Source organism: Serinibacter salmoneus, from assembly GCF_002563925.1.
GTDB lineage: Bacteria > Actinomycetota > Actinomycetes > Actinomycetales > Beutenbergiaceae > Serinibacter > Serinibacter salmoneus.
This window is the reverse complement of record NZ_PDJD01000001.1, coordinates 2,357,306-2,374,497: the sequence shown is the minus strand read 5'-3', so window position 1 is coordinate 2,374,497 and position 17,192 is coordinate 2,357,306. Positions and strand designations below refer to the sequence as shown.

At 72.3% G+C, this 17,192-nt stretch carries 16 protein-coding genes; 8 read left to right on the top strand and 8 right to left on the bottom strand.

Going from position 1 to position 17,192, the window contains the following annotated elements; genetic code table 11:
* Positions 1-166 precede the first annotated feature (166 nt).
* From glpK to ATL40_RS10600, 3 genes are all read right to left on the bottom strand, one after another.
* Entirely contained in the window at positions 167-1,681 is a 1,515-nt protein-coding gene (gene glpK, locus ATL40_RS10610; RefSeq protein ID WP_098469500.1) for a glycerol kinase GlpK, read from the bottom strand.
* A gap of 76 nt (positions 1,682-1,757) precedes the next feature.
* The gene (locus tag ATL40_RS10605) at positions 1,758-2,477 is read right to left on the bottom strand and encodes an MIP/aquaporin family protein (RefSeq protein ID WP_425443393.1); all 720 of its coding nucleotides are present in this window, start codon (positions 2,475-2,477) and stop codon (positions 1,758-1,760) included.
* 173 nt (positions 2,478-2,650) lie between these two features.
* On the bottom strand, positions 2,651-4,336 hold the full coding sequence (locus ATL40_RS10600) for a glycerol-3-phosphate dehydrogenase/oxidase (RefSeq protein ID WP_098470443.1): 1,686 nt from the start codon (positions 4,334-4,336) through the stop codon (positions 2,651-2,653).
* Between the two features lie 216 nt (positions 4,337-4,552).
* On the opposite strand from ATL40_RS10600, the gene ATL40_RS10595 reads away from it, so the two are divergent.
* Complete coding sequence (locus tag ATL40_RS10595) at positions 4,553-5,515, top strand: sugar-binding transcriptional regulator (protein ID WP_098469498.1); 963 nt, start codon at positions 4,553-4,555, stop codon at positions 5,513-5,515.
* On the opposite strand, the gene ATL40_RS10590 is transcribed toward ATL40_RS10595, so the two are convergent.
* Positions 5,499-6,014, bottom strand: a complete 516-nt coding sequence (locus tag ATL40_RS10590) for a hypothetical protein (protein WP_143556946.1) — start codon at positions 6,012-6,014, stop codon at positions 5,499-5,501. The two genes, ATL40_RS10595 and ATL40_RS10590, sit on opposite strands and share 17 nt — an antisense overlap.
* Positions 6,015-6,074: 60 nt before the next feature.
* Positions 6,075-7,034 carry an HhH-GPD family protein gene (locus ATL40_RS10585; RefSeq protein ID WP_143556945.1) on the bottom strand — a complete coding sequence of 320 codons (960 nt, stop codon included), beginning with the start codon at positions 7,032-7,034 and terminating at the stop codon, positions 6,075-6,077.
* A 121-nt stretch (positions 7,035-7,155) separates the two neighbouring features.
* On the opposite strand from ATL40_RS10585, the gene ATL40_RS10580 reads away from it, so the two are divergent.
* On the top strand, positions 7,156-7,860 hold the full coding sequence (locus tag ATL40_RS10580) for a hypothetical protein (RefSeq protein WP_143556944.1): 705 nt from the start codon (positions 7,156-7,158) through the stop codon (positions 7,858-7,860).
* A 21-nt stretch (positions 7,861-7,881) separates the two neighbouring features.
* Here ATL40_RS10580 and disA read toward each other — a convergent pair whose 3' ends face one another.
* Together disA and radA are read right to left on the bottom strand one after the other, a co-directional pair.
* A complete protein-coding gene (disA, locus tag ATL40_RS10575; protein WP_098469495.1) occupies positions 7,882-8,955 on the bottom strand; it encodes a DNA integrity scanning diadenylate cyclase DisA in 1,074 nt (357 codons plus the stop codon).
* 2 nt (positions 8,956-8,957) lie between these two features.
* A complete protein-coding gene (gene radA, locus ATL40_RS10570; RefSeq protein ID WP_098469494.1) occupies positions 8,958-10,457 on the bottom strand; it encodes a DNA repair protein RadA in 1,500 nt (499 codons plus the stop codon).
* Positions 10,458-10,581: 124 nt separating this feature from the next.
* Between radA and ATL40_RS15030 the strand changes: the two genes are divergently transcribed.
* From ATL40_RS15030 to ATL40_RS10545, 5 genes are read left to right on the top strand one after another with little or no spacing between them, the layout of a single operon-like run.
* Entirely contained in the window at positions 10,582-11,193 is a 612-nt protein-coding gene (locus ATL40_RS15030) for a hypothetical protein (RefSeq protein ID WP_098469493.1), read from the top strand.
* 1 nt (position 11,194) lies between these two features.
* Positions 11,195-12,049 carry a pyrroline-5-carboxylate reductase gene (gene proC, locus ATL40_RS10560; protein WP_098469492.1) on the top strand — a complete coding sequence of 285 codons (855 nt, stop codon included), beginning with the start codon at positions 11,195-11,197 and terminating at the stop codon, positions 12,047-12,049.
* A 10-nt stretch (positions 12,050-12,059) separates the two neighbouring features.
* Entirely contained in the window at positions 12,060-13,133 is a 1,074-nt protein-coding gene (locus ATL40_RS10555; protein ID WP_245867007.1) for a zinc-dependent alcohol dehydrogenase, read from the top strand.
* 51 nt (positions 13,134-13,184) lie between these two features.
* Positions 13,185-13,658, top strand: coding sequence for a hypothetical protein (locus ATL40_RS10550; RefSeq protein ID WP_098469491.1), 474 nt, complete (start codon positions 13,185-13,187; stop codon positions 13,656-13,658).
* 51 nt (positions 13,659-13,709) lie between these two features.
* A complete protein-coding gene (locus ATL40_RS10545) occupies positions 13,710-14,495 on the top strand; it encodes a DsbA family protein (RefSeq protein WP_098469490.1) in 786 nt (261 codons plus the stop codon).
* A gap of 214 nt (positions 14,496-14,709) precedes the next feature.
* Here ATL40_RS10545 and ATL40_RS10540 read toward each other — a convergent pair whose 3' ends face one another.
* Positions 14,710-15,921, bottom strand: a complete 1,212-nt coding sequence (locus ATL40_RS10540) for an MFS transporter (protein WP_098469489.1) — start codon at positions 15,919-15,921, stop codon at positions 14,710-14,712.
* Positions 15,922-16,043: 122 nt separating this feature from the next.
* Between ATL40_RS10540 and ATL40_RS10535 the strand changes: the two genes are divergently transcribed.
* Entirely contained in the window at positions 16,044-17,108 is a 1,065-nt protein-coding gene (locus ATL40_RS10535) for an RDD family protein (RefSeq protein ID WP_169925940.1), read from the top strand.
* Positions 17,109-17,192: the final 84 nt, after the last annotated feature.

The window sequence follows — 17,192 nt, the reverse complement described above, 5'->3', positions numbered from 1 at the left end:
GACGGCGCCGAGGTGGGTACAGGTGCGGGTGACGGCATCACTGATGCCACATCGTTATTCAGGAGACGTATCCGGCGCTCGCGCGCGACTGTGCCCCGCCACCCATGTGGGAGGCGGGGCACAGTCGGTGTCCGAGGCGCGCTGCCCGGGGCAGCGGAGCGGGCGACTACTCCACGTCGTCGTCCACCCAGTCCATCGTCTTGGTGACGGCCTTCTTCCAGTTGCGCAGCAGGCGGTCCCGCTCGCCGGTGTCCATCGACGGGCTCCAGCGCTTGTCCTCGGCCCAGTTGTCGATGACGTCCTGCTCGCCGGACCAGAAGCCGACCGCGATGCCGGCGGCGTAGGCGGCGCCGAGCGCGGTGGTCTCCGCGACCTTCGGCCGCACCACGTCCACCCCGAGCACGTCGGCCTGGAACTGCATAAGGACCTCGTTGGCGACCATGCCGCCGTCCACCTTCAGCTCGGTGAGCTCCACCCCCGAGTCCGCGTTCATGGCCTCGAGCACCTCCGCCGTCTGGAAGGCGGTGGCCTCCAGGGCGGCGCGGGCGATGTGGCCGATGTTCACGTACCGGGTCAGGCCCACCAGGGCGCCGCGGGCGTCACTGCGCCAGTACGGGGCGAACAGGCCGGAGAAGGCCGGCACGAAGTAGGCCCCGCCGTTGTCCTCGACCGTCGCGGCGAGCTTCTCGATCTCGGGCGCGGAGGAGATCACCTTGAGGTTGTCGCGCAGCCACTGCACCAGCGAACCGGTGACGGCGATCGAGCCCTCCAGCGCGTAGACCGCGTCCTTCTCGCCGATCTTGTACGCCACGGTGGTCAGCAGGCCGTTCTTGCTCGGGATCGGCTCGGTGCCGGTGTTGATGAGCATGAAGTTGCCCGTGCCGTAGGTGTTCTTCGCGTGGCCCACCTCGAAGCAGGCCTGGCCGAAGGTGGCCGCCTGCTGGTCGCCGAGGATGCCGGCGATCGGGACGCCGGCGAGCAGTCCCTCCTTGCGGTCGTGCCCGTAGACCTCCGCCGAGGAGCGGATCTCCGGCAGCATCGAGGTGGGGATGCCCATGTCCGCGGCGATGGACTCGTCCCAGGCCAGGGTGTCCAGGTCCATCATCAGGGTGCGCGAGGCGTTCGTGACGTCGGTGACGTGGACGCCACCGTTGGCGCCGCCCGTCATGTTCCACAGCACCCAGGTGTCCATGGTGCCCATGAGCAGGTCGCCGGCCTCGGCCTTCTCCTTGGCGCCCTCGACGTTCTCCAGGATCCACATCACCTTGGGACCGGCGAAGTAGGTGGCCAGCGGGAGGCCGACCTTGTCCTTGTAGATCTCCGGGCCCACGTCGCCCGCGAGGCGGTCGCAGATCTTCTGGGTGCGGGTGTCCTGCCAGACGATGGCGTTGTAGACGGGCTTGCCGGTGTTCTTGTCCCACACCACCGCGGTCTCGCGCTGGTTGGTGATGCCCACGGCGGCGATGTCGGAGGCGTTCAGGCTTGCGCGGCTGAGGGCCTGGGCGACCACCTCGCGCACGTTCGCCCAGATCTCCAGTGCATCGTGCTCGACCCAGCCCGCCTTCGGGAAGATCTGCTCGTGCTCCTTCTGCCCGCTGGCAACCGGCTGCCCGGAGTGGTCGAAGATGATGGCCCGGGAGCTCGTGGTGCCCTGGTCGATGGCGAGAACGTAGTCAGCCATGTGTCTGTCCCTTCACGTCGGTGTGCGTTGCTTGTTCGTCAGCCGGGAGCGGCTGCTGATGGGTGCGGGCGATCGATCAGATGGCGACGGCGGCCAGCAGACCACCGATCGCGCCACCGATGAGCGGCCCGACGACCGGCACCCAGGAGTAGCCCCAGTCGGAGTCGCCCTTGCCCTTAATCGGGAGGATCTGGTGCATGATGCGCGGGCCGAGGTCACGCGCCGGGTTGATGGCGTACCCGGTGGGCCCACCGAGGCTGGCGCCGAGGCCGACGACCAGCAGCGCCACCGCCAGCGGTCCGAGCCCCGAGGGCGTCTGACCGAACATGATCACGACGTACACGAGCACGAAGGTGCCGATGATCTCGGTGATCAGGTTCCACCCGTAGGAGCGGATGGCCGGACCGGTGGAGAAGATCCCCAACTTGGCGCCCGGGTTGTCGGTGGCGTCGAAGTGCTTCTTGTACGCCAGGTACATCAGGAGCGCACCGAGCATCGCCCCGACCATCTGGCCGGAGAAGTACAGCATCGCGTTGCCCGCGGTGGCGGGGATGGCCGGCAGGTCGCGGGCGGGGTCGCCCGGGAAGAAGTCGGAGCCGTTGACCCACAGGCCGACGGTGACGGCGGGGTTGATGTGTGCGCCGGTGCTGAACGCGGTGTAGACACCGGCGAACACACCGATGCCCCATCCGAAGTTGATCAGCAGCCAGCCTCCGTTGAATCCCTTGGAGTCCTTGAGCAGCACGTTGGCTACGACGCCGCCACCGAACAGCAGCAGCATCATGGTCCCCAGCATCTCCGGGATGAAGATCTCAGTCACGGATGACCTCTCTCACGTCGTTGTGAGGTTCGACGCGGGTATGCGCCGAACCCGCGTGACCAGTGCGCCGGTCACGATGTTCTCTCGTCCCGGGGTCAAGGGTTCGCGGGCGGTCGCCGTGCCGGGCACCACGGCGACCCCCGGTGTTCTCATTCGGTGGTCATCGTCACCATCGGCGTCACATCCGGTGCGGAGCGGCGGGCGGTGTCGGCCTCCTCGTCCGTGGGGGCGAGGGCGGCAGCATCCTCGGCGTCCCGCTGGGCGAGGTAGGAGGCCTTCTCCTGCGCGCACTTCGCCTCGTCCCAGCCGAGGACCGGGGCGATCACCTCGAGGATCTCGTCGGTGGCGGCGCGGCCGGAGTCGCGAACCTCGTAGGACAGGCGGGTGCGGTGGATCATCACGTCCTCCAGGTGCAGGACCTGCTCGTGTGTGGCCGCGTAGTGCACCTCGGCGCGCAGATAGGCGGGGGCGTGCTCCAACGGTCGGGCGAGGTCCGGCTGCTCCTCGATCGCCTCCAGGAGGTCTCCCAGCGCCGAACCGTACCGGTGCAGCAGGTGGTCCACCACGGCCTCGCTCCAGCCGTGGGTGCGCTGCAGTCGAGCGGACTGGCGCTGCATGGCCGCGAGCCCCACGGCGCCGATCAGCGGGATCTGCTCGGTGATCGAGGGCAGGGACTCGGCGCGGTCACCGAGGGCGAAGTCGACGGCGTCCTTGGCCATCACGCGGTAGGTGGTCAACTTGCCGCCGGCGATCGCGACGAAGCCGGGGGCGGGGGAGGCGACAGTGTGCTCGCGGGAGACCTTCGCCGAGGACGTGCCCTCCTTGGTGCCGGGCTGCAGCAGCGGGCGCAGGCCCGCGTAGGTGCCGATCACGTCCTCGCGGGTCAGCGGGTCGGCCAGGACGGCGTTGGCGTGCTCGAGCACGTAGTCGATGTCGGCGGCCGTGGCCGTGGGGTGGCGCAACGACTGCTCGTAGGGGGTGTCGGTGGTCCCGATGATCCAGTACCGCGACCATGGGATGACGAAGAGCACGCTCTTCTCTGTCTGCAGGATCAGTCCCACCTCGCCGCGGATCCGTTCCCGGGGCACCACCAGGTGGATGCCCTTGGAGGCCAGCACCTGAAGGCCGCCCTCGGAGCCGGTGAGGGACTCGGTCTCCTCGGTCCACACACCGGTGGCGTTGATGACGTGGTCGGCCTTGATCGTGCGGCGCTCACCCGTCTCCAGGTCCTCGACCACGGCGCCCGTGACACGTCCGAGGGCGGACTTGGTCAACTCCACGAGTTGGGTGCGGGGCGCGGCCAGCGCGCCGTAGGCGGCGGCCGTGCGGATGATCGTGAGGACCAGGCGGGCATCGTCCACCGAGGCGTCCCAGTACCGGATGGCACCGATGGCCGCGTCGTGGCGCAGGTCGGGGAACTTCTTCGCCATGCCGGACTGGGTGAGGTGGCGGTGGATCGGCATGGCGCGCTTGCCGGGGGCGACCGCGGCCAGCGCGTCGTACAGCGCCACGCCGGCGCCGACGTAGCCGCGCTCCCAGACCCGGTTGGTGAGGGGATAGAGGAAGGAGACCGGCTTGACCAGGTGCGGGGCGATGTTCTTGATCAGGCGGTCGCGCTCGGTGAGGGCCTCGTGCACGAGGTGGAAGTCGAGCATCTGCAGGTAGCGCAGCCCGCCGTGGACGAGCTTGCTGGACCAACTGGAGGTGCCACTCGCCCAGTCCTGGGCCTCGATGATGCCGGTGCGCAGTCCGCGGGTGGCGGCATCCAGGGCAATGCCCGCCCCGGTCACACCGCCGCCGATGACGAGGACCTCCAGGCCCTCCTCGTCCGACATGGCCTCCAGGGCCTCGGTGCGGGTCTGACTCGTGATCGCGGTGCTCACGTGAACTCTCCTCGGTCGCCTCGTTGCTCACCGGTCCTGCCGGTATCGCCGTGGACCGGTGGCTGCGGCGCAGGGGGCGGAGCCGCAGCCACCGGTCATTGCCACTCTTTCGAATCCCGAACGTATGCGCAACACTGGTGCACGGATGTGCAATCGGATGGAGGCCCAGTGAGCGACCGTGACGACTTGATGCACGAGGCAGCGTCGATGTATTACCTGCAGGACGCGACGATGGAGACCATCGCGCGGCAGTTCGGGATGTCCCGCTCCGGGGTCTCCCGGCTGCTGAAGTCGGCACGTGAACGCGGGATCGTGCGCATCCACGTGGCGCAGGCCGACGCAGGTGGCGACATGGCGCGCACCATCACCCGGGAGTACGGGGTGCGTGCGCACGTGGTGCCGGTGCGCACCTCGATCACCGAGGACGTACGCCTGGACCACGTGGCGCGCTACGCCGCGCAGCTCCTGGTGGAGTGGTTCGGTCCGGGTATGACCCTGGGGATCGCCTGGGGGACCACCGTGGCCGCGATGACCCGCTACCTCCCGCACGCGCCCCGCCGGGACGCCACGGTGGTGCAGCTCAACGGTGCAGCGAACAATCTCGCCTCCGGTCTGGCGTACGGGACCGACCTGGTCAGCCAGTTCGCCTCGGCTTTCGACGCCGTCCCGACCTACTTCCCGGTGCCGGCGTTCTTCGACTACGCCCAGACGCGGCAACTGATGTGGCGCGAGCGCAGCGTCCGCCACGTGCTGGAGATCCAGAGCCACGCGGAGATCGCGCTGTTCGGGGTGGGTGCACTGGTGGCCCCGGTTCCCTCCCACGTCTACACCTCCGGCTACCTCGACACCGCCGATCGCCGCGCACTGGAGGCCGACGGCGTGGTGGGGGACGTGTGCACGGTCTTCCTGCGCGGGAACGGCTCCTGGGAGGACGTCGCCATCAATGCGCGCGCCACCGGCCCCACGCCCCGGCAGCTACAGGGCATCGCGCGGCGGGTGTGTGTCGTGTCCGGGGAGGCCAAGGTGGCCCCGCTGCGTGCTGCGCTGCTCGCCGGCGCCGTGACGGACCTGGTCATCGACGACGCGAGCGCGCAGACCCTGGTGCGCTCCGGCCTCACCTCACGTCGGTGAAGGAGGGTGCGAGCACCCGGGAGCGCACCACACCGATGACCACCGCCACCTGGAGGGCGACCACCGCGCCGAGCACCGCGGAGAGCGTCGCCGCGGGGCGCGCGATGATCCAGATCGCCACCGCGACCACCAGCGCGGCCAACAGTCCCCGCACGCACAGCCCGAGTGCGCGGGAGAGGCCCCGCAGCGCCCGGGAGGTGTCCGGGACCCGCCCACGCAGGAGCTGCACCAGGGTCAGGACGGCGAGCGTGCACGCCACCAGGGCGGCGAACTGCCCGACCATGAGGACGACGAGCCCTGGGATCACGATCTCGGCGCCCTGGCCGCCGTTCTCCACCTCGCTCATCGCCGCGGCACCCGCGCCCACCAGGCCGATGAAGAGCGCGCATCCCGCCAGGGCGAGCAGGGCGTTGCGAGCGGCGCGCAGGGCAAGACCGAGCGCCACATCGGGGTCGTCTCGGGACGGCACGGGGCGAGGGCCGGGGGCGGGTGTGCTCACCCCGCCACCGTAGTTCCTGGCGGGCGCCGGCCGGGCAGGCCCGCGCCGTGCACGCCGGTGTCATCCCAGCAGGTATCCCCGTGGCGTGTGTGTGGCCAGGCCGTCCGCGACCAGCGAGGCCAGCGCCCTGTCGAGTTGGGTGGGGTCCTGGGGCCACAGGGGTTCGAGCTCGTCCCGGGGCAGGGGCTGCGCCGAGGCGCGGAGCGCCGCCATCACCCGGCCCCTGGCCTGCCGATCCGTCCCCTCCCAGGGCTGGCGACGTCGTCGTGCCGCGTGAGCATCCGGCGGGTACCCCTCGGCGCGCCAGCGACAGTGGCGCGCCACGGGACAGTCCTGGCACAGCGGAGAGCGTGCGGTGCAGATCAGTGCCCCGAGTTCCATGACGGCCACGTTCCATCGCGCTGCCTGGCCGGGCTCGCGCGGGAGCAGCGAGGCTGCTCGCTCACGCTCTGCTCGGGTGAGGGTGGGCGGGGGGAGTGCCTCGCCACCTACCACCCGACCCAGCACCCGGCGCACATTGGTGTCCAGCACGACGGCGTGGGCGGTGAAGGCGAACGAGCGCACCGCGGCCGCGGTGTACTCCCCGATCCCGGGCAGGGCACGCAGGTGGGCCTCCTCGGAGGGCACCCGGCCCCCGTGGTGGTCGCGGATCACCACCGCGCACTCCCGCAGCCGCAGGGCACGTCGCGGGTAGCCCAGTCCGCGCCAGGCCTGCAACACCTCGGCGGTACTCGCGGATGCCAGCGCCCGGGGATCGGGCCACCGGTGCATCCACTCCCGCCAGATCGGTTCGACGCGCACCACGGGGGTCTGCTGCAGCATCACCTCGCTCACCAGCACGGCCCACGCCCCGGCCGCGGGATCCCGCCACGGCAGGTCGCGGGCGGACTCCTCGAACCACGCGCAGACCGCGCGGCGCAGGTCCAGGGCGTCCGGTGGCCCCGCTGGGTCCTGACCGGCGCAGGGTGGGAGGTGAACCCCGAGGGAGGCTGGGTGCGGTGTGGCGCGGCGAGGAGGCATCCGCAGCAGTCTCGCCTATCCTCCAGGTGTGCCGCGCTCGAGTGCTCCCCGACCCCAGCCGTCGGGACGATCCCGGCCCCGCGGTGGGACGCAGGGGTCGACCACGCGACCGAGCCAGGCGGTGTACCGGCGCCGACGCCTGGTGGCGCTCGTGCTGGCCGTCGCGCTGCTGGTGGCGATCGGATTCGCTGCGGTGGCGATCGTGCGGGCCTGGGGCGGCGGCGAGGGCAGCGCCACGGACGCCTCGCAGGCCCCAGGATCGCAACCCACGCCGACGTCATCGGTGGAGCCCCTCGAGCCCGAGTCGACCGAGCCCGCGATCGGCGAGACGCCGGGGCTGCCGGTGGCCTGCACGCCTGAGGAGGCCGACGTCGAGGTCTCGGTCCCGAGTTCGACGGAGGCCGGCCGGGGCCTCACGGTCACCCTCGAGGTGGTCACCGGGGAGACCCGCGGGTGCCTGGTGGACCTGGGGTCCCTCGGCACCACGGTCGAGATCACCTCCGGCGATGCCATGGTGTGGTCCACGCAGCAGTGTCCCTACACGCCGCAGGAGCGTGAGCTCCTGCTCGGCCCCGACGCGAACGACACCCAGGTGATCAGCTGGTCGGGGCGGCTTTCGGCACAGGGGTGCCCGTCCGATTCGCCCGTGGCCGAGGCCGGCACCTACCGCGTGAGGGCCACGGTCTCCACGGCGCCCGCGGAGGGCGAGGGGGAAGCGGCGGAGCAGCCCGCAGCCGAGTTGACGGGCGAGGCCACCTTCACGGTGACGCAGGCCTCAGACTCCGATGACGAGGGATCGGATGGGGGCGACCCCGACCAGGGTTGAGGCCGCGTCTCGCCGCGTTGCTCAGCCGAAGCGGTCGATGAGGGAGGCTTCCGCGAGGCGGGACAGTCCCTCGCGCAGTGATCGGGCCCGGACGGCGCCGATCCCTTCGACCTGGTGGAAGTCCTCCACGGTGGCGGCGAGCATGCGCTGCAGACTCCCGAAGTGACCCACCACGGCCTCGACCACGGAGACGGGTACACGGGGCACGCGGGAGAGCATGCGGTAGCCACGGGGGCTGACCGGGTCGTCGAGCGCCTCACCCCCGGCCCCGCCCAGGCCGAGCAGTCGGGTGATCTTGGCGAGGTCGATCAGATCGGTGGAATCGAGGTCCTCCAGGCCGGCGAGCACGTCCTCCAGGCGGCGCGACTCGGGGAGGTAGTCGCGGATCACGAGGGTGCGATCCGGTGACGCCGGCCCGACGAGTTCTTCCAACTGGAGCGACAGCAGACGGCCGTCCGCGCCGAGTTCCATCACGTAGCCGGCGACCTCGTGGGAGATGCGGCGGACCATCTCCTGACGCTGCAGGAAGGTCGCGACGTCCCGCACCGTGGCGAGGTCCTCGATCTCCAGGGCCGAGAGTGTCTGAGTGACCTCGTCCAGCCTGGTCTTGTAGCGCTCGAGGGTCGCGAGGGCCTGATTGGCGCGGGACAGGATCGAGTCGGAGTCCTCCACCACGTAGCGCACGCCGCCGACGTAGACCCCGACGATGCGCATCGACTGGCTCACGGAGATGACCGGGAACCCGGTCTGCACGGCAGTGCGCTGTGCGGTGCGGTGCCGCGTGCCGGACTCCGAGGTGGGGATGGCGGCGTCGGGAAGCAACTGGACCCCCGCGCGGATGATGCGCGTGGCGGTGCCGTTCAGCACGATGGCACCGTCCATCTTCGCCAGTTCACGCAGGCGTGTCGGGGAGAACGCGACGTCCAACTCGAACCCACCCGAGGAGATCGACTCGACCGTCTCGTCGTGTCCGACCACGATCAGTGCCCCGGTCCGGCCCCGCAGGATGCGTTCGAGTCCGTCGCGAAGTTCGGTACCCGGCGCGACGGAGCGAAGGACACCTCTCCCCAGGCCCTGGGGCTTCGACTCGGACATGATCAGAACTCTACGGGAGCGAGGTTCGACCCGTGCCGGTCGTGTTCGGTGCTCCGGACACCGTGTGGGCCGCGCCCGGAGGGGGAGTCGACCGGTGAGTTCGGGTGCGCTCCGGTGATGCCCTCCTGCGGGGGCGCCACGAGCGCGAACTCCGCGGCCTCGCGCAGATCGCGCGCACGCAGGATCCGCATGGATCCGATGCGCAGGTTCTCGCCGGCGCTGTGCGGTACGACGGCGGTACCGAAGCCCAGGCGCGCCGCCTCCGCCAGGCGTCGCTCGAGCCCGGTGGTCGGCCGCAACTGCCCCGTGAGGCTCACCTCGCCGATGGCCACCGTGCCCTCGCCGACGGGTCGTCCGGTGCGAGCGGAGAGGACAGCGAGTGCGAGCGCGGTGTCGGCGGCGGGTTCCACCACCTTCGCGCCGCCGATCGTGGAGACGTACACGTCCTGCGAGGCGGTGCTCACCCCGAGCCGGGACTCCATCACGGCCAGCGCCATGCTCACCCGCGAGGCATCCACCCCGGAGGTGGCGCGCCGAGGGTGGGGGGCGGTCGTCGTGGCGATCAGCGCCTGGATCTCGATCGGCATGGCCCGGGCGCCGTCCAGCGCGATGCTCACGCAGGTGCCGGGTTCCACCGGGCCCCGCTCGGACAGGAACAGCCCACTCGGGTCCGCCAGCCCGGTGATGCCGGAGTCGGTGAGGTCGAAGCATCCCACCTCGTCCGTTGGCCCGTACCGGTTCTTCACGGCGCGCATCATCCGCAGCCGGGAGTGCCTGTCGCCCTCGAACACGCACACCACATCCACCAGGTGCTCCAGCACCCGGGGGCCGGCGATCCCGCCGTCCTTGGTGACATGCCCCACCAGGATCACCGGGAGGTGGCGTCGCTTCGCCTCGGCGATCACCGCGGCAGTGACCTGGCGCACCTGCGCCACGCCGCCGGCCGACCCCTCCACCTGTGCCGAGGCGATGGTCTGCACGGAGTCCAGCACCAGCAGCCCGGGTTGTACGTCCTCGATGTGCCCGAGCACTCCGCCGAGGTCGGACTCCGCGGCCAGGAGCAGGTCCGGGTGCAGCGCCCCGATGCGCTGGGCGCGCAACCGCACCTGGGCGGCGGACTCCTCGCCCGTCAGGTACAGCACGCGCACACCGCGCTGGGCCACGGCCGCTGCCGCCGCCAACAGGAGCGTGGACTTGCCGACCCCGGGTTCCCCGGCCAGCAGCGTGACGGCTCCCGGCACGATCCCGCCGCCCAGCACCCGGTCGAGTTCCCCGATCCCGGTGGCCCGGGTGGCCACGACATCGGCGTCCACCTGCGCGATCGGGCGGGCCTGCGCCGTCGGGCGGGTGACGGGGACGGCCGCCGCGACGGGGGCGGACTGCTCCTCCACCGTGCCCCAGGCGCGACACTGGGTGCACCGTCCCACCCACTTCGCGCTACTCGCGCCGCACTCGGTGCACCGCCAGGTCGGGCCGCTGCGCGCCGTCGATCGTGTCGCCATGTCGGGAACCGTACGCGCTGGGTCCGACATCCTGAGCGCGGTGGTTCGCTCCGAACGCCGGTGTGGCTCCCCGGCACGCCCTCGGCGGCGTCCTACGCTGGGATCCCCCCGGGAGGAGTCCGTCATGTCCAGCGCCCCGGCACCGCGGCCCGCGCCGACACCGGCCGCCCTCCGTCGCCGTCGCCTGCTGGCACTCGTGCTCGCGCTCGTCTTGCTCGGGGCCGGCGCGGGCGGGGTCTACGCCTGGTACACCGCCGCTCAGGAACCGGAGCGGATCGTGCTCGACCCGCTGCCGGGGGAGACCGTGACCGCCCCGATCCCGACCCCGGCGATCCAGCCGAGCCCCCGCGCCACCGAAACGGCGCTGCAGCAGGCGCTGCCGGATGCCGTGCTGGTCTGGGCCGTCACAGAGCAGACCCGGCACGAGGAGGCGCTGGCGCAGGGCGCGGTGGAGGCGTGGACGCTGCGCTATGAGGACGGGACCGGGCAGGAGGTGGCGGTGACCGTCTCGCAATGGCGCACCGCGACCGAGGCCTCCGAGCGCGCGGCAGCCGGTCTGCCGAGCGAGGGTAGCGAGCGGGGAGAGGTGAGGGTCGGGTCCGAGGTGGTCGGCGAGGTGGTCTCCTGGCAGGAGAGCGGCCGCGATCACGTGCGCTGGACCAACGGGGCTACGGTGATCGATGTACAGGCTCCGGCAGGCGCCGGGACCGCGTTCTACGAGGCATTCGGGATGTGACATGAAGATCGCACTGCTGGGGTCGGGAGTGATGGGCAGCGCCGTGCTCTCCTCCATCGCCGCCGAGGAGTCCGTGACGGAGGTGAGCGTCACCGACGTGCGCGGCGAGGTCGCCCGCCGGGTCGCGGGGGAGGCGGAGGACCGGGCGCGCAGCGAGGGGTACGCCGTCTCGATCTCCGGGGGGACCGTCGGCGCCGCCGCGGTGCGGGACGCGGACCTGATCGTGCTCGCCGTCAAGCCGCAGCACATGGACACGCTGCTCGCCCAGATCTCCCCGCACCTGCCCGGTGGCTCCCCCGTGGTCTCGATCGCGGCGGGCCTGCCCACCGCCTACTTCGCGCAGCGGCTGCCCGTCGGCACGCCCGTGGTCCGGGTGATGCCCAACACCCCGGCCACGATCGGGCAGGGGGTGAGCGCGATCAGCGCCGGGGAGCACGCAACCGAGGAGCACCTCGACCTGGTGGAGGCCCTGTTCGCCCGCACCGGCCTGGTGGTGCGGGTGCCGGAGAGCCAGCAGAGCGTGGTGACCGGGGTCTCCGGCTCCGGCCCGGCGTACGTCTTCGCGATGATCGACGCGCTGGCGGAGGCGGGCACCGCGGGCGGTCTGCCTCGCGCTCTCGCGTTGCAGCTCGCCGCGCACACGGTCGCTGGTTCCGGTGCCTACGCGGTGGAGTCGGGTCAGCACCCCGCGCTGCTGCGGGAGGCGGTCTCCTCGCCCGGCGGCACCACGCTCGCGGGCCTCGGCGAACTCGACGAGCGCGCGGTGCGCGCCGCCTACCTCGCGGCGGTGCGATCCGCGGCGGCGCGCGCCGACGAACTCGCTTCCCAGCTCGCCGGCCCCGCGGACGATGCCTGACCGGAGTCCCATGACCAGCAACGACGCTCGACTCACGCCCGACACCCCGGCCCCGCTGCCCGAGAGCATGCGGCGTGCACGGCTGTTCGGCGCGGGCGACCTGCGCATCGACGAGGTCCCCCTCCCGGTCCCAGCGCCGGGGGAGACCCTGGTGCGGATGACCGACATGGGCCTGTGCGGCTCCGACCTGCACTGGTACGCCGAGGGCGGGATCGGGGACGCCACCATCACCCAGCCCCTCGTCCCGGGGCACGAACTCGCCGGCATCGCGGTGGACGGGCCGCACGCCGGCCGCGCGGTCGCGCTCGATCCGGCGATCCCGTGCGAGCAGTGCGAGATGTGCGCGCAGAACAACCGCAACCTCTGCCCGCGGGTGCGCTTCTCCGGTCACAGCGTCACCGAGGGCGGCCTGGTGGAGTACAAGGCCTGGCCCACCCACCTGCTCCACCCGCTCCCGCCGTCCATGACCGGCGCGGACGGCGCGGTCCTGGAGCCACTGGGCGTCGCCCTGCACGCCTGGGACCTGGCGCACACCCGCCTCGCCCAGGACATCGTGGTAGTCGGCTGCGGTCCCATCGGCCTCCTGCTGATCCAGATGGCCAGGGCCCTGGGCGGCGGAGGGCGCGTGATCGCCGTCGAACCGCTCGCGCACCGGCGTGAGGCCGCCCTGCGGTACGGCGCGGACGTCGCGGTGGACCCCGCCGCGCTCGACGGCGAGGGGCTGGCCGAGGCGCTCGCGGGCAGCCTGGGTGCCCATACGGTCTTCGAGGTGGCCGGGAACGACGACGCGGTCGCGGCCTCGCTGCGCCTGGCGCGCCCGGGCGCACGGGTGGTGCTCATCGGGATCCCGGACGACGACGTCACCTCCTTCCCCGCGGGCCTCGCCCGCCGCAAGGGCCTCACCCTGGTGACAGTGCGGCGCATGAAGGAGATGTACGAGCGGACCATCGCCCTGGTGGACTCCGGCGTGGTGGATGTGCGCAGCCTCGTCAGCGCCCGTCTCCCGCTGGGGCGCGCCGAGGAGGCCTTCACCCGGGCGGTCGCGCGCTCCGGGCTGAAGGTCGTCATCGCGTTGGACGCGTGAGACGTCCGCCCCGGGAATCCCGTCCCCAGCATCCGACCGTAGGATGAGCCCGTGATCCGCGCAGCCGCCAGGCCCACCCACCTGTTGGGTGCCGCCGTCGTGCTGCTCGCGACCGGATGGGCGCTCGCCGCCGCCGGTCTCGTCCAGGTGCGGCCGTGCCTGCCGGGGGAGGCCACCCTCGGGGGTGCACACCTGGTGCTGCTCCACCCGAGTTCGGCCTGCCCGAGCGGTGTGGCGCTGGACGGCGCCGCGATGCTCGGCGTGATCGCCTCCGTCGGGGTCGGTGTGCTGATCGTCCAGGTCCTCGGCGCCGGGGCGCTCTCGGCGGCCGGGGGCGTGCTGACGCGGATGCGTGCCGTGGTGCGCGCGATCCTCGATCGCGTGGTCCCGGGGATCTCTCAGCCGGAGCCGGTCACCGTCGTCGCGTTGACCCGCCCGCCCGGGGTGGTGGTCGGCGTCCCCGCGCGGCCGCGCCGCGGCCTGGCCGCCCGGGTGGGCCTGCGGGCCCCGCCGGTCGCCGCCTGACGACGCCGTCGTCGCCGCCGACCCCACACTCGAGAACCCTAAGGACCACCCATGTCTAGCCCCAAGAACACCCGCGAGCAGCGCCGCGAGGCCGCCCGCGCCCAGGCCGAGAAGCTCCGCGCCGACCAGGCCGCCAAGGAGCGCCGCAGCCGCAACATCCTGCTCGGCGCCCTCGGCGCGATCGTCGTGCTGGTCATCGTCGCCGGCATCTGGATCTACAGCGAGGCGCAGAAGACCGCCTTCGACTCCACCGACGCCGCTGTCCCCGCCGCAGCGAACGACGGCGGCGGCATCGTGGTGGGCCCCGAGGGCGTGGGCGACACCTCCGGTGAGCGCACCCTGGAGGTCTATCTCGACTTCATGTGCCCCTACTGCGGCCAGTTCGAGCTCGCCAACATCGAGGACCTGACCGAACAGCGCGAGAGCGGCGACCTCAACGTCGTGTACTACCCGGTGAACTACCTCGACGGGTACTCGCTCGGCACGCTGTACTCCACGCGCGCCGCCAATGCCGTGGCCACCGTGGCGCAGGACGCCCCGGAGGCGTTCATCCCGTTCGTGGAGGCGTTGTTCGTCAACCAGCCAGCGGAGAACACCGAGGGCCTGAGCGATGAGGAGATCGCCGCCATCGCCGTCGAGGCAGGTGTGCCGCAGGGGGTCGCCGACTCCTTCGCCGAGGGCACCTACGCCGACTACGTGGGGCTCGTGGCCGAGCAGGCGAGCCGCGAGGGTGTCTCCGGCACGCCGACGGTGATCCTGGACGGCACCAACCTGCGCGACGAGGGCGTGAACTACTACGAGGCCGGCCAGCTCGGCGCCTACCTCAGGGGCGAGTGAACCTCCGCTCCCTCGGGGGTGGCCCTCGCCCCGGGCGGTGACCCCCTCGCCCAGGGCGGTGACCTGACCGTTCGGCCCGGCGTGTCCGCTGCGACACGCCGGGCCGACGGCGTTCTGCGGCCGGGTGCACCGCCCTGCGCGAGGGCGGCGCCGCCCTGGGCGAGGACGGCGCCGCCCTGGGCGAACCCCAGCGACGCCGGCCGCCCCGCCGCGGCTACTCGATGCCGGCTCGCCGCCGCGTGCCGCGGTTGGCGTGCACGGAGAACCGCGGCACCATCTTCCACAGCGCGAGGGCCGCCGCGGCGGAGAAGCCCGCCATCGCCCACACGCCGCCGGCCAGCGACCCCAGGGCCGCCCCCGCGGACAGCCCGAGCGGCCCCGCCGCGCTCCCCGCGTCGTACAGCAGCCGCCACGCCCCGAGGAAGGCGGCGCGGTCGGCCGCCGGTGCGACATCCGCGCCGAGCGTCATCACGACCCCGGAGCCCATCCCGTTGCCGATCCCGAGCAGCAGCGCCACCCCGGTGAGCCCGAGCGCCGTGGAGGTGAAGGGCAGCGCCACGAACGCCGCGCCCATCGTGATCATCGAGGGGATCGCCACCCACAACCGGCCGCGCGCGTCCATGAGTTTGCCCGCCGGGTAGAACAGCAGCATGTCCACGCCACCGGCCACCCCCACGATCAGCGCCGTGGTCGAGGGATCCAGCTGCAGGTGCTCACCCCACAGCGGCAACGCCGTCATCCGCGCCCCGCGCACCAGCCCGACGGCGAGGATCGCCACGCCCAGCCGCGTCAGCAGGTGCAGATGCTCACGAATGGTGGCGACCACGGTGCCGTGGCCCTCCTGCTGGGCGACCTGGGCCGCCCCCGCCAGCTCGCGGGACAGGAGCACCTGCCCGCCGGCCACGAGCGAGGTGGCCACGGCGAGCCAGAACGCCACGGTGGGGTCCTCGCGCACCACCAGGGCGCCGGCGAACGGTCCGATGAACAGGCCGATGCGCGCCACCCCGCCGAGCGTGGACAGGGCCCGGGCGCGCTGCATGGGCGGCACCACGGCCGTGAGGTAGGACTGCCGGGCGAGGCCGAACACGGCGTCGCTCGCCCCGAGCAGGAAGAGCCCGACGGCGAGGAGCACCAACCCCGGTGCACTGGCCACGAGCGCGGCCGCCCCGGCGGCGAGCAGGCAGGCGAGGATCATCGCGCGGCGGTCGCCGATGCGGTTGGCCAGGCCGCCCGCGGGCAGGTCGGCGAGGATGCGGCCCACCGGGATGAGCGCGGCCATCGCGCCGGCGGTGGCGAGGCTCCCGCCGCGGTCCACGACCTCGGCGGGAATGAACGGCAGGATCGCGCCGATGCCGATCTCCACCACGATCACCGGGAGGTAGACGCCGGGCATGAGGGCGCGCAGGCTCCAGGCGGGGGTGGTCATCCTCCATTCCTACCGGATGGGCGGCGGCCGGGTGGCGGGGCGGGCATCGCCGGGTGCGGTCGTGAGGGCGACCTGAACACTCGACCATGGTGCGCAGGCGTTGGCGGTGCCAGGATGGCGCCATGGTGCTGATGGACGCTGTGGTCCCGAGTTCGCAGGTTGCCGCGCCCCCGCTCGCGGGCTGGTGGCGCCGCGCCTTCGCGGTGATCCTCGACGACCTCCTGTTGGCCGCGGTGGCGTGGTTGGCGGTGGGCTCCGCCGTCGGTCCCACGCTGCACCCGCCCATTGGATGGAGCGGTCTCGAGGCGTGGGCGCCCGACGCCGTCGCCGACCTCGGCAATGGCTGGGTCGTGGGTTCATTCCTCGCGCTCTTGGTGCTGCAGGCCTACACGGGTGCGACCCCCGGCAAGCGCGTGACCGGTGTGGTGATCGTGGACGCGGAGACCGGCAGGCCCGTGGGCCTGCTCCGGACGCTGCTGCGCCCGTTCGCCCACGTGCTGGATGCCCTCCTGTTCATCGGGTACCTGCGGCCGCTGTGGGACGCCCAGCACCGCACCTTCGCCGACTCCCTGCTGCGCACCCGCAGCGTGCAGACCCGCTCGCCGGTGCCGCACCCGTGGCTGCGGGTGCGCCCGCGCTCGCTGCCCACCGTCCGGGCGAACGCGGTGACGCTGGCCGCGTGGCTCGTCTGCGGCCTCGGGCTCGCCTTCGCGTTCCCGCTGATGACCACCATCACCCACGACCCGGGCCCGCGCGTGAGTGCGGCGTGCGAGGTGACGACGTCGAGCGGGTGGGACCACCCGGTACCCCGGGTGCGGGTCGACCTCATGGCGATGGAGGTGACCGAGCGACGGCTGTGGGTGACGCGGACAAGCGACGGCATGGACCTCAGCGCCGAGTGGACGTGGACCTCGGATGCGCCGTGGGCGAGCCAGGACGGCTCCGGCGACCTCGCCGGAGCCGAGGGGAGCCTCTGGGCTGTCGGGGTCGACGGCTCCGCACGGCCGCTGCTCGAGCGGGGCGGGCTCGCGATGCTGGACGAGGACGGCGGGACCCTCGTGCTCGATGCGGGGCCGGAGGTGCTCGCCCAGCGGGACGGACGCGAGGACCTCCTCCTGCGGCTGCGGGAGAACGGTCGGGATGTCGCGACCTGCACCCTGCCCGCCTCCGCTCTCACCACTCTGTGACGGTCCAGCAGCGCCCGAGGCGATCCGACGTTGGGTTCGTGCGTGCGCCCGTGGCATGATGCGAGGCGCCGCGTACGCGCGGCG

Excerpts from the sequence above, each read along its gene's own strand:
- glpK (WP_098469500.1), bottom strand. The coding sequence starts at position 1,681 with ATGGCTGACTACGTTCTCGCCATCGACCAGGGCACCACGAGCTCCCGG.
- ATL40_RS10605 (WP_425443393.1), bottom strand. The coding sequence starts at position 2,477 with ATGCTGGGGACCATGATGCTGCTGCTGTTCGGTGGCGGCGTCGTAGCC.
- ATL40_RS10600 (WP_098470443.1), bottom strand. The coding sequence starts at position 4,336 with ATGTCGGACGAGGAGGGCCTGGAGGTCCTCGTCATCGGCGGCGGTGTG.
- ATL40_RS10585 (WP_143556945.1), bottom strand. The coding sequence starts at position 7,034 with ATGCCTCCTCGCCGCGCCACACCGCACCCAGCCTCCCTCGGGGTTCAC.
- disA (WP_098469495.1), bottom strand. The coding sequence starts at position 8,955 with ATGTCCGAGTCGAAGCCCCAGGGCCTGGGGAGAGGTGTCCTTCGCTCC.
- radA (WP_098469494.1), bottom strand. The coding sequence starts at position 10,457 with ATGGCGACACGATCGACGGCGCGCAGCGGCCCGACCTGGCGGTGCACC.
- ATL40_RS15030 (WP_098469493.1), top strand. The coding sequence starts at position 10,582 with ATGTCCAGCGCCCCGGCACCGCGGCCCGCGCCGACACCGGCCGCCCTC.
- proC (WP_098469492.1), top strand. The coding sequence starts at position 11,195 with ATGAAGATCGCACTGCTGGGGTCGGGAGTGATGGGCAGCGCCGTGCTC.
- ATL40_RS10555 (WP_245867007.1), top strand. The coding sequence starts at position 12,060 with ATGACCAGCAACGACGCTCGACTCACGCCCGACACCCCGGCCCCGCTG.
- ATL40_RS10545 (WP_098469490.1), top strand. The coding sequence starts at position 13,710 with ATGTCTAGCCCCAAGAACACCCGCGAGCAGCGCCGCGAGGCCGCCCGC.
- ATL40_RS10540 (WP_098469489.1), bottom strand. The coding sequence starts at position 15,921 with ATGACCACCCCCGCCTGGAGCCTGCGCGCCCTCATGCCCGGCGTCTAC.
- ATL40_RS10535 (WP_169925940.1), top strand. The coding sequence starts at position 16,044 with ATGGTGCTGATGGACGCTGTGGTCCCGAGTTCGCAGGTTGCCGCGCCC.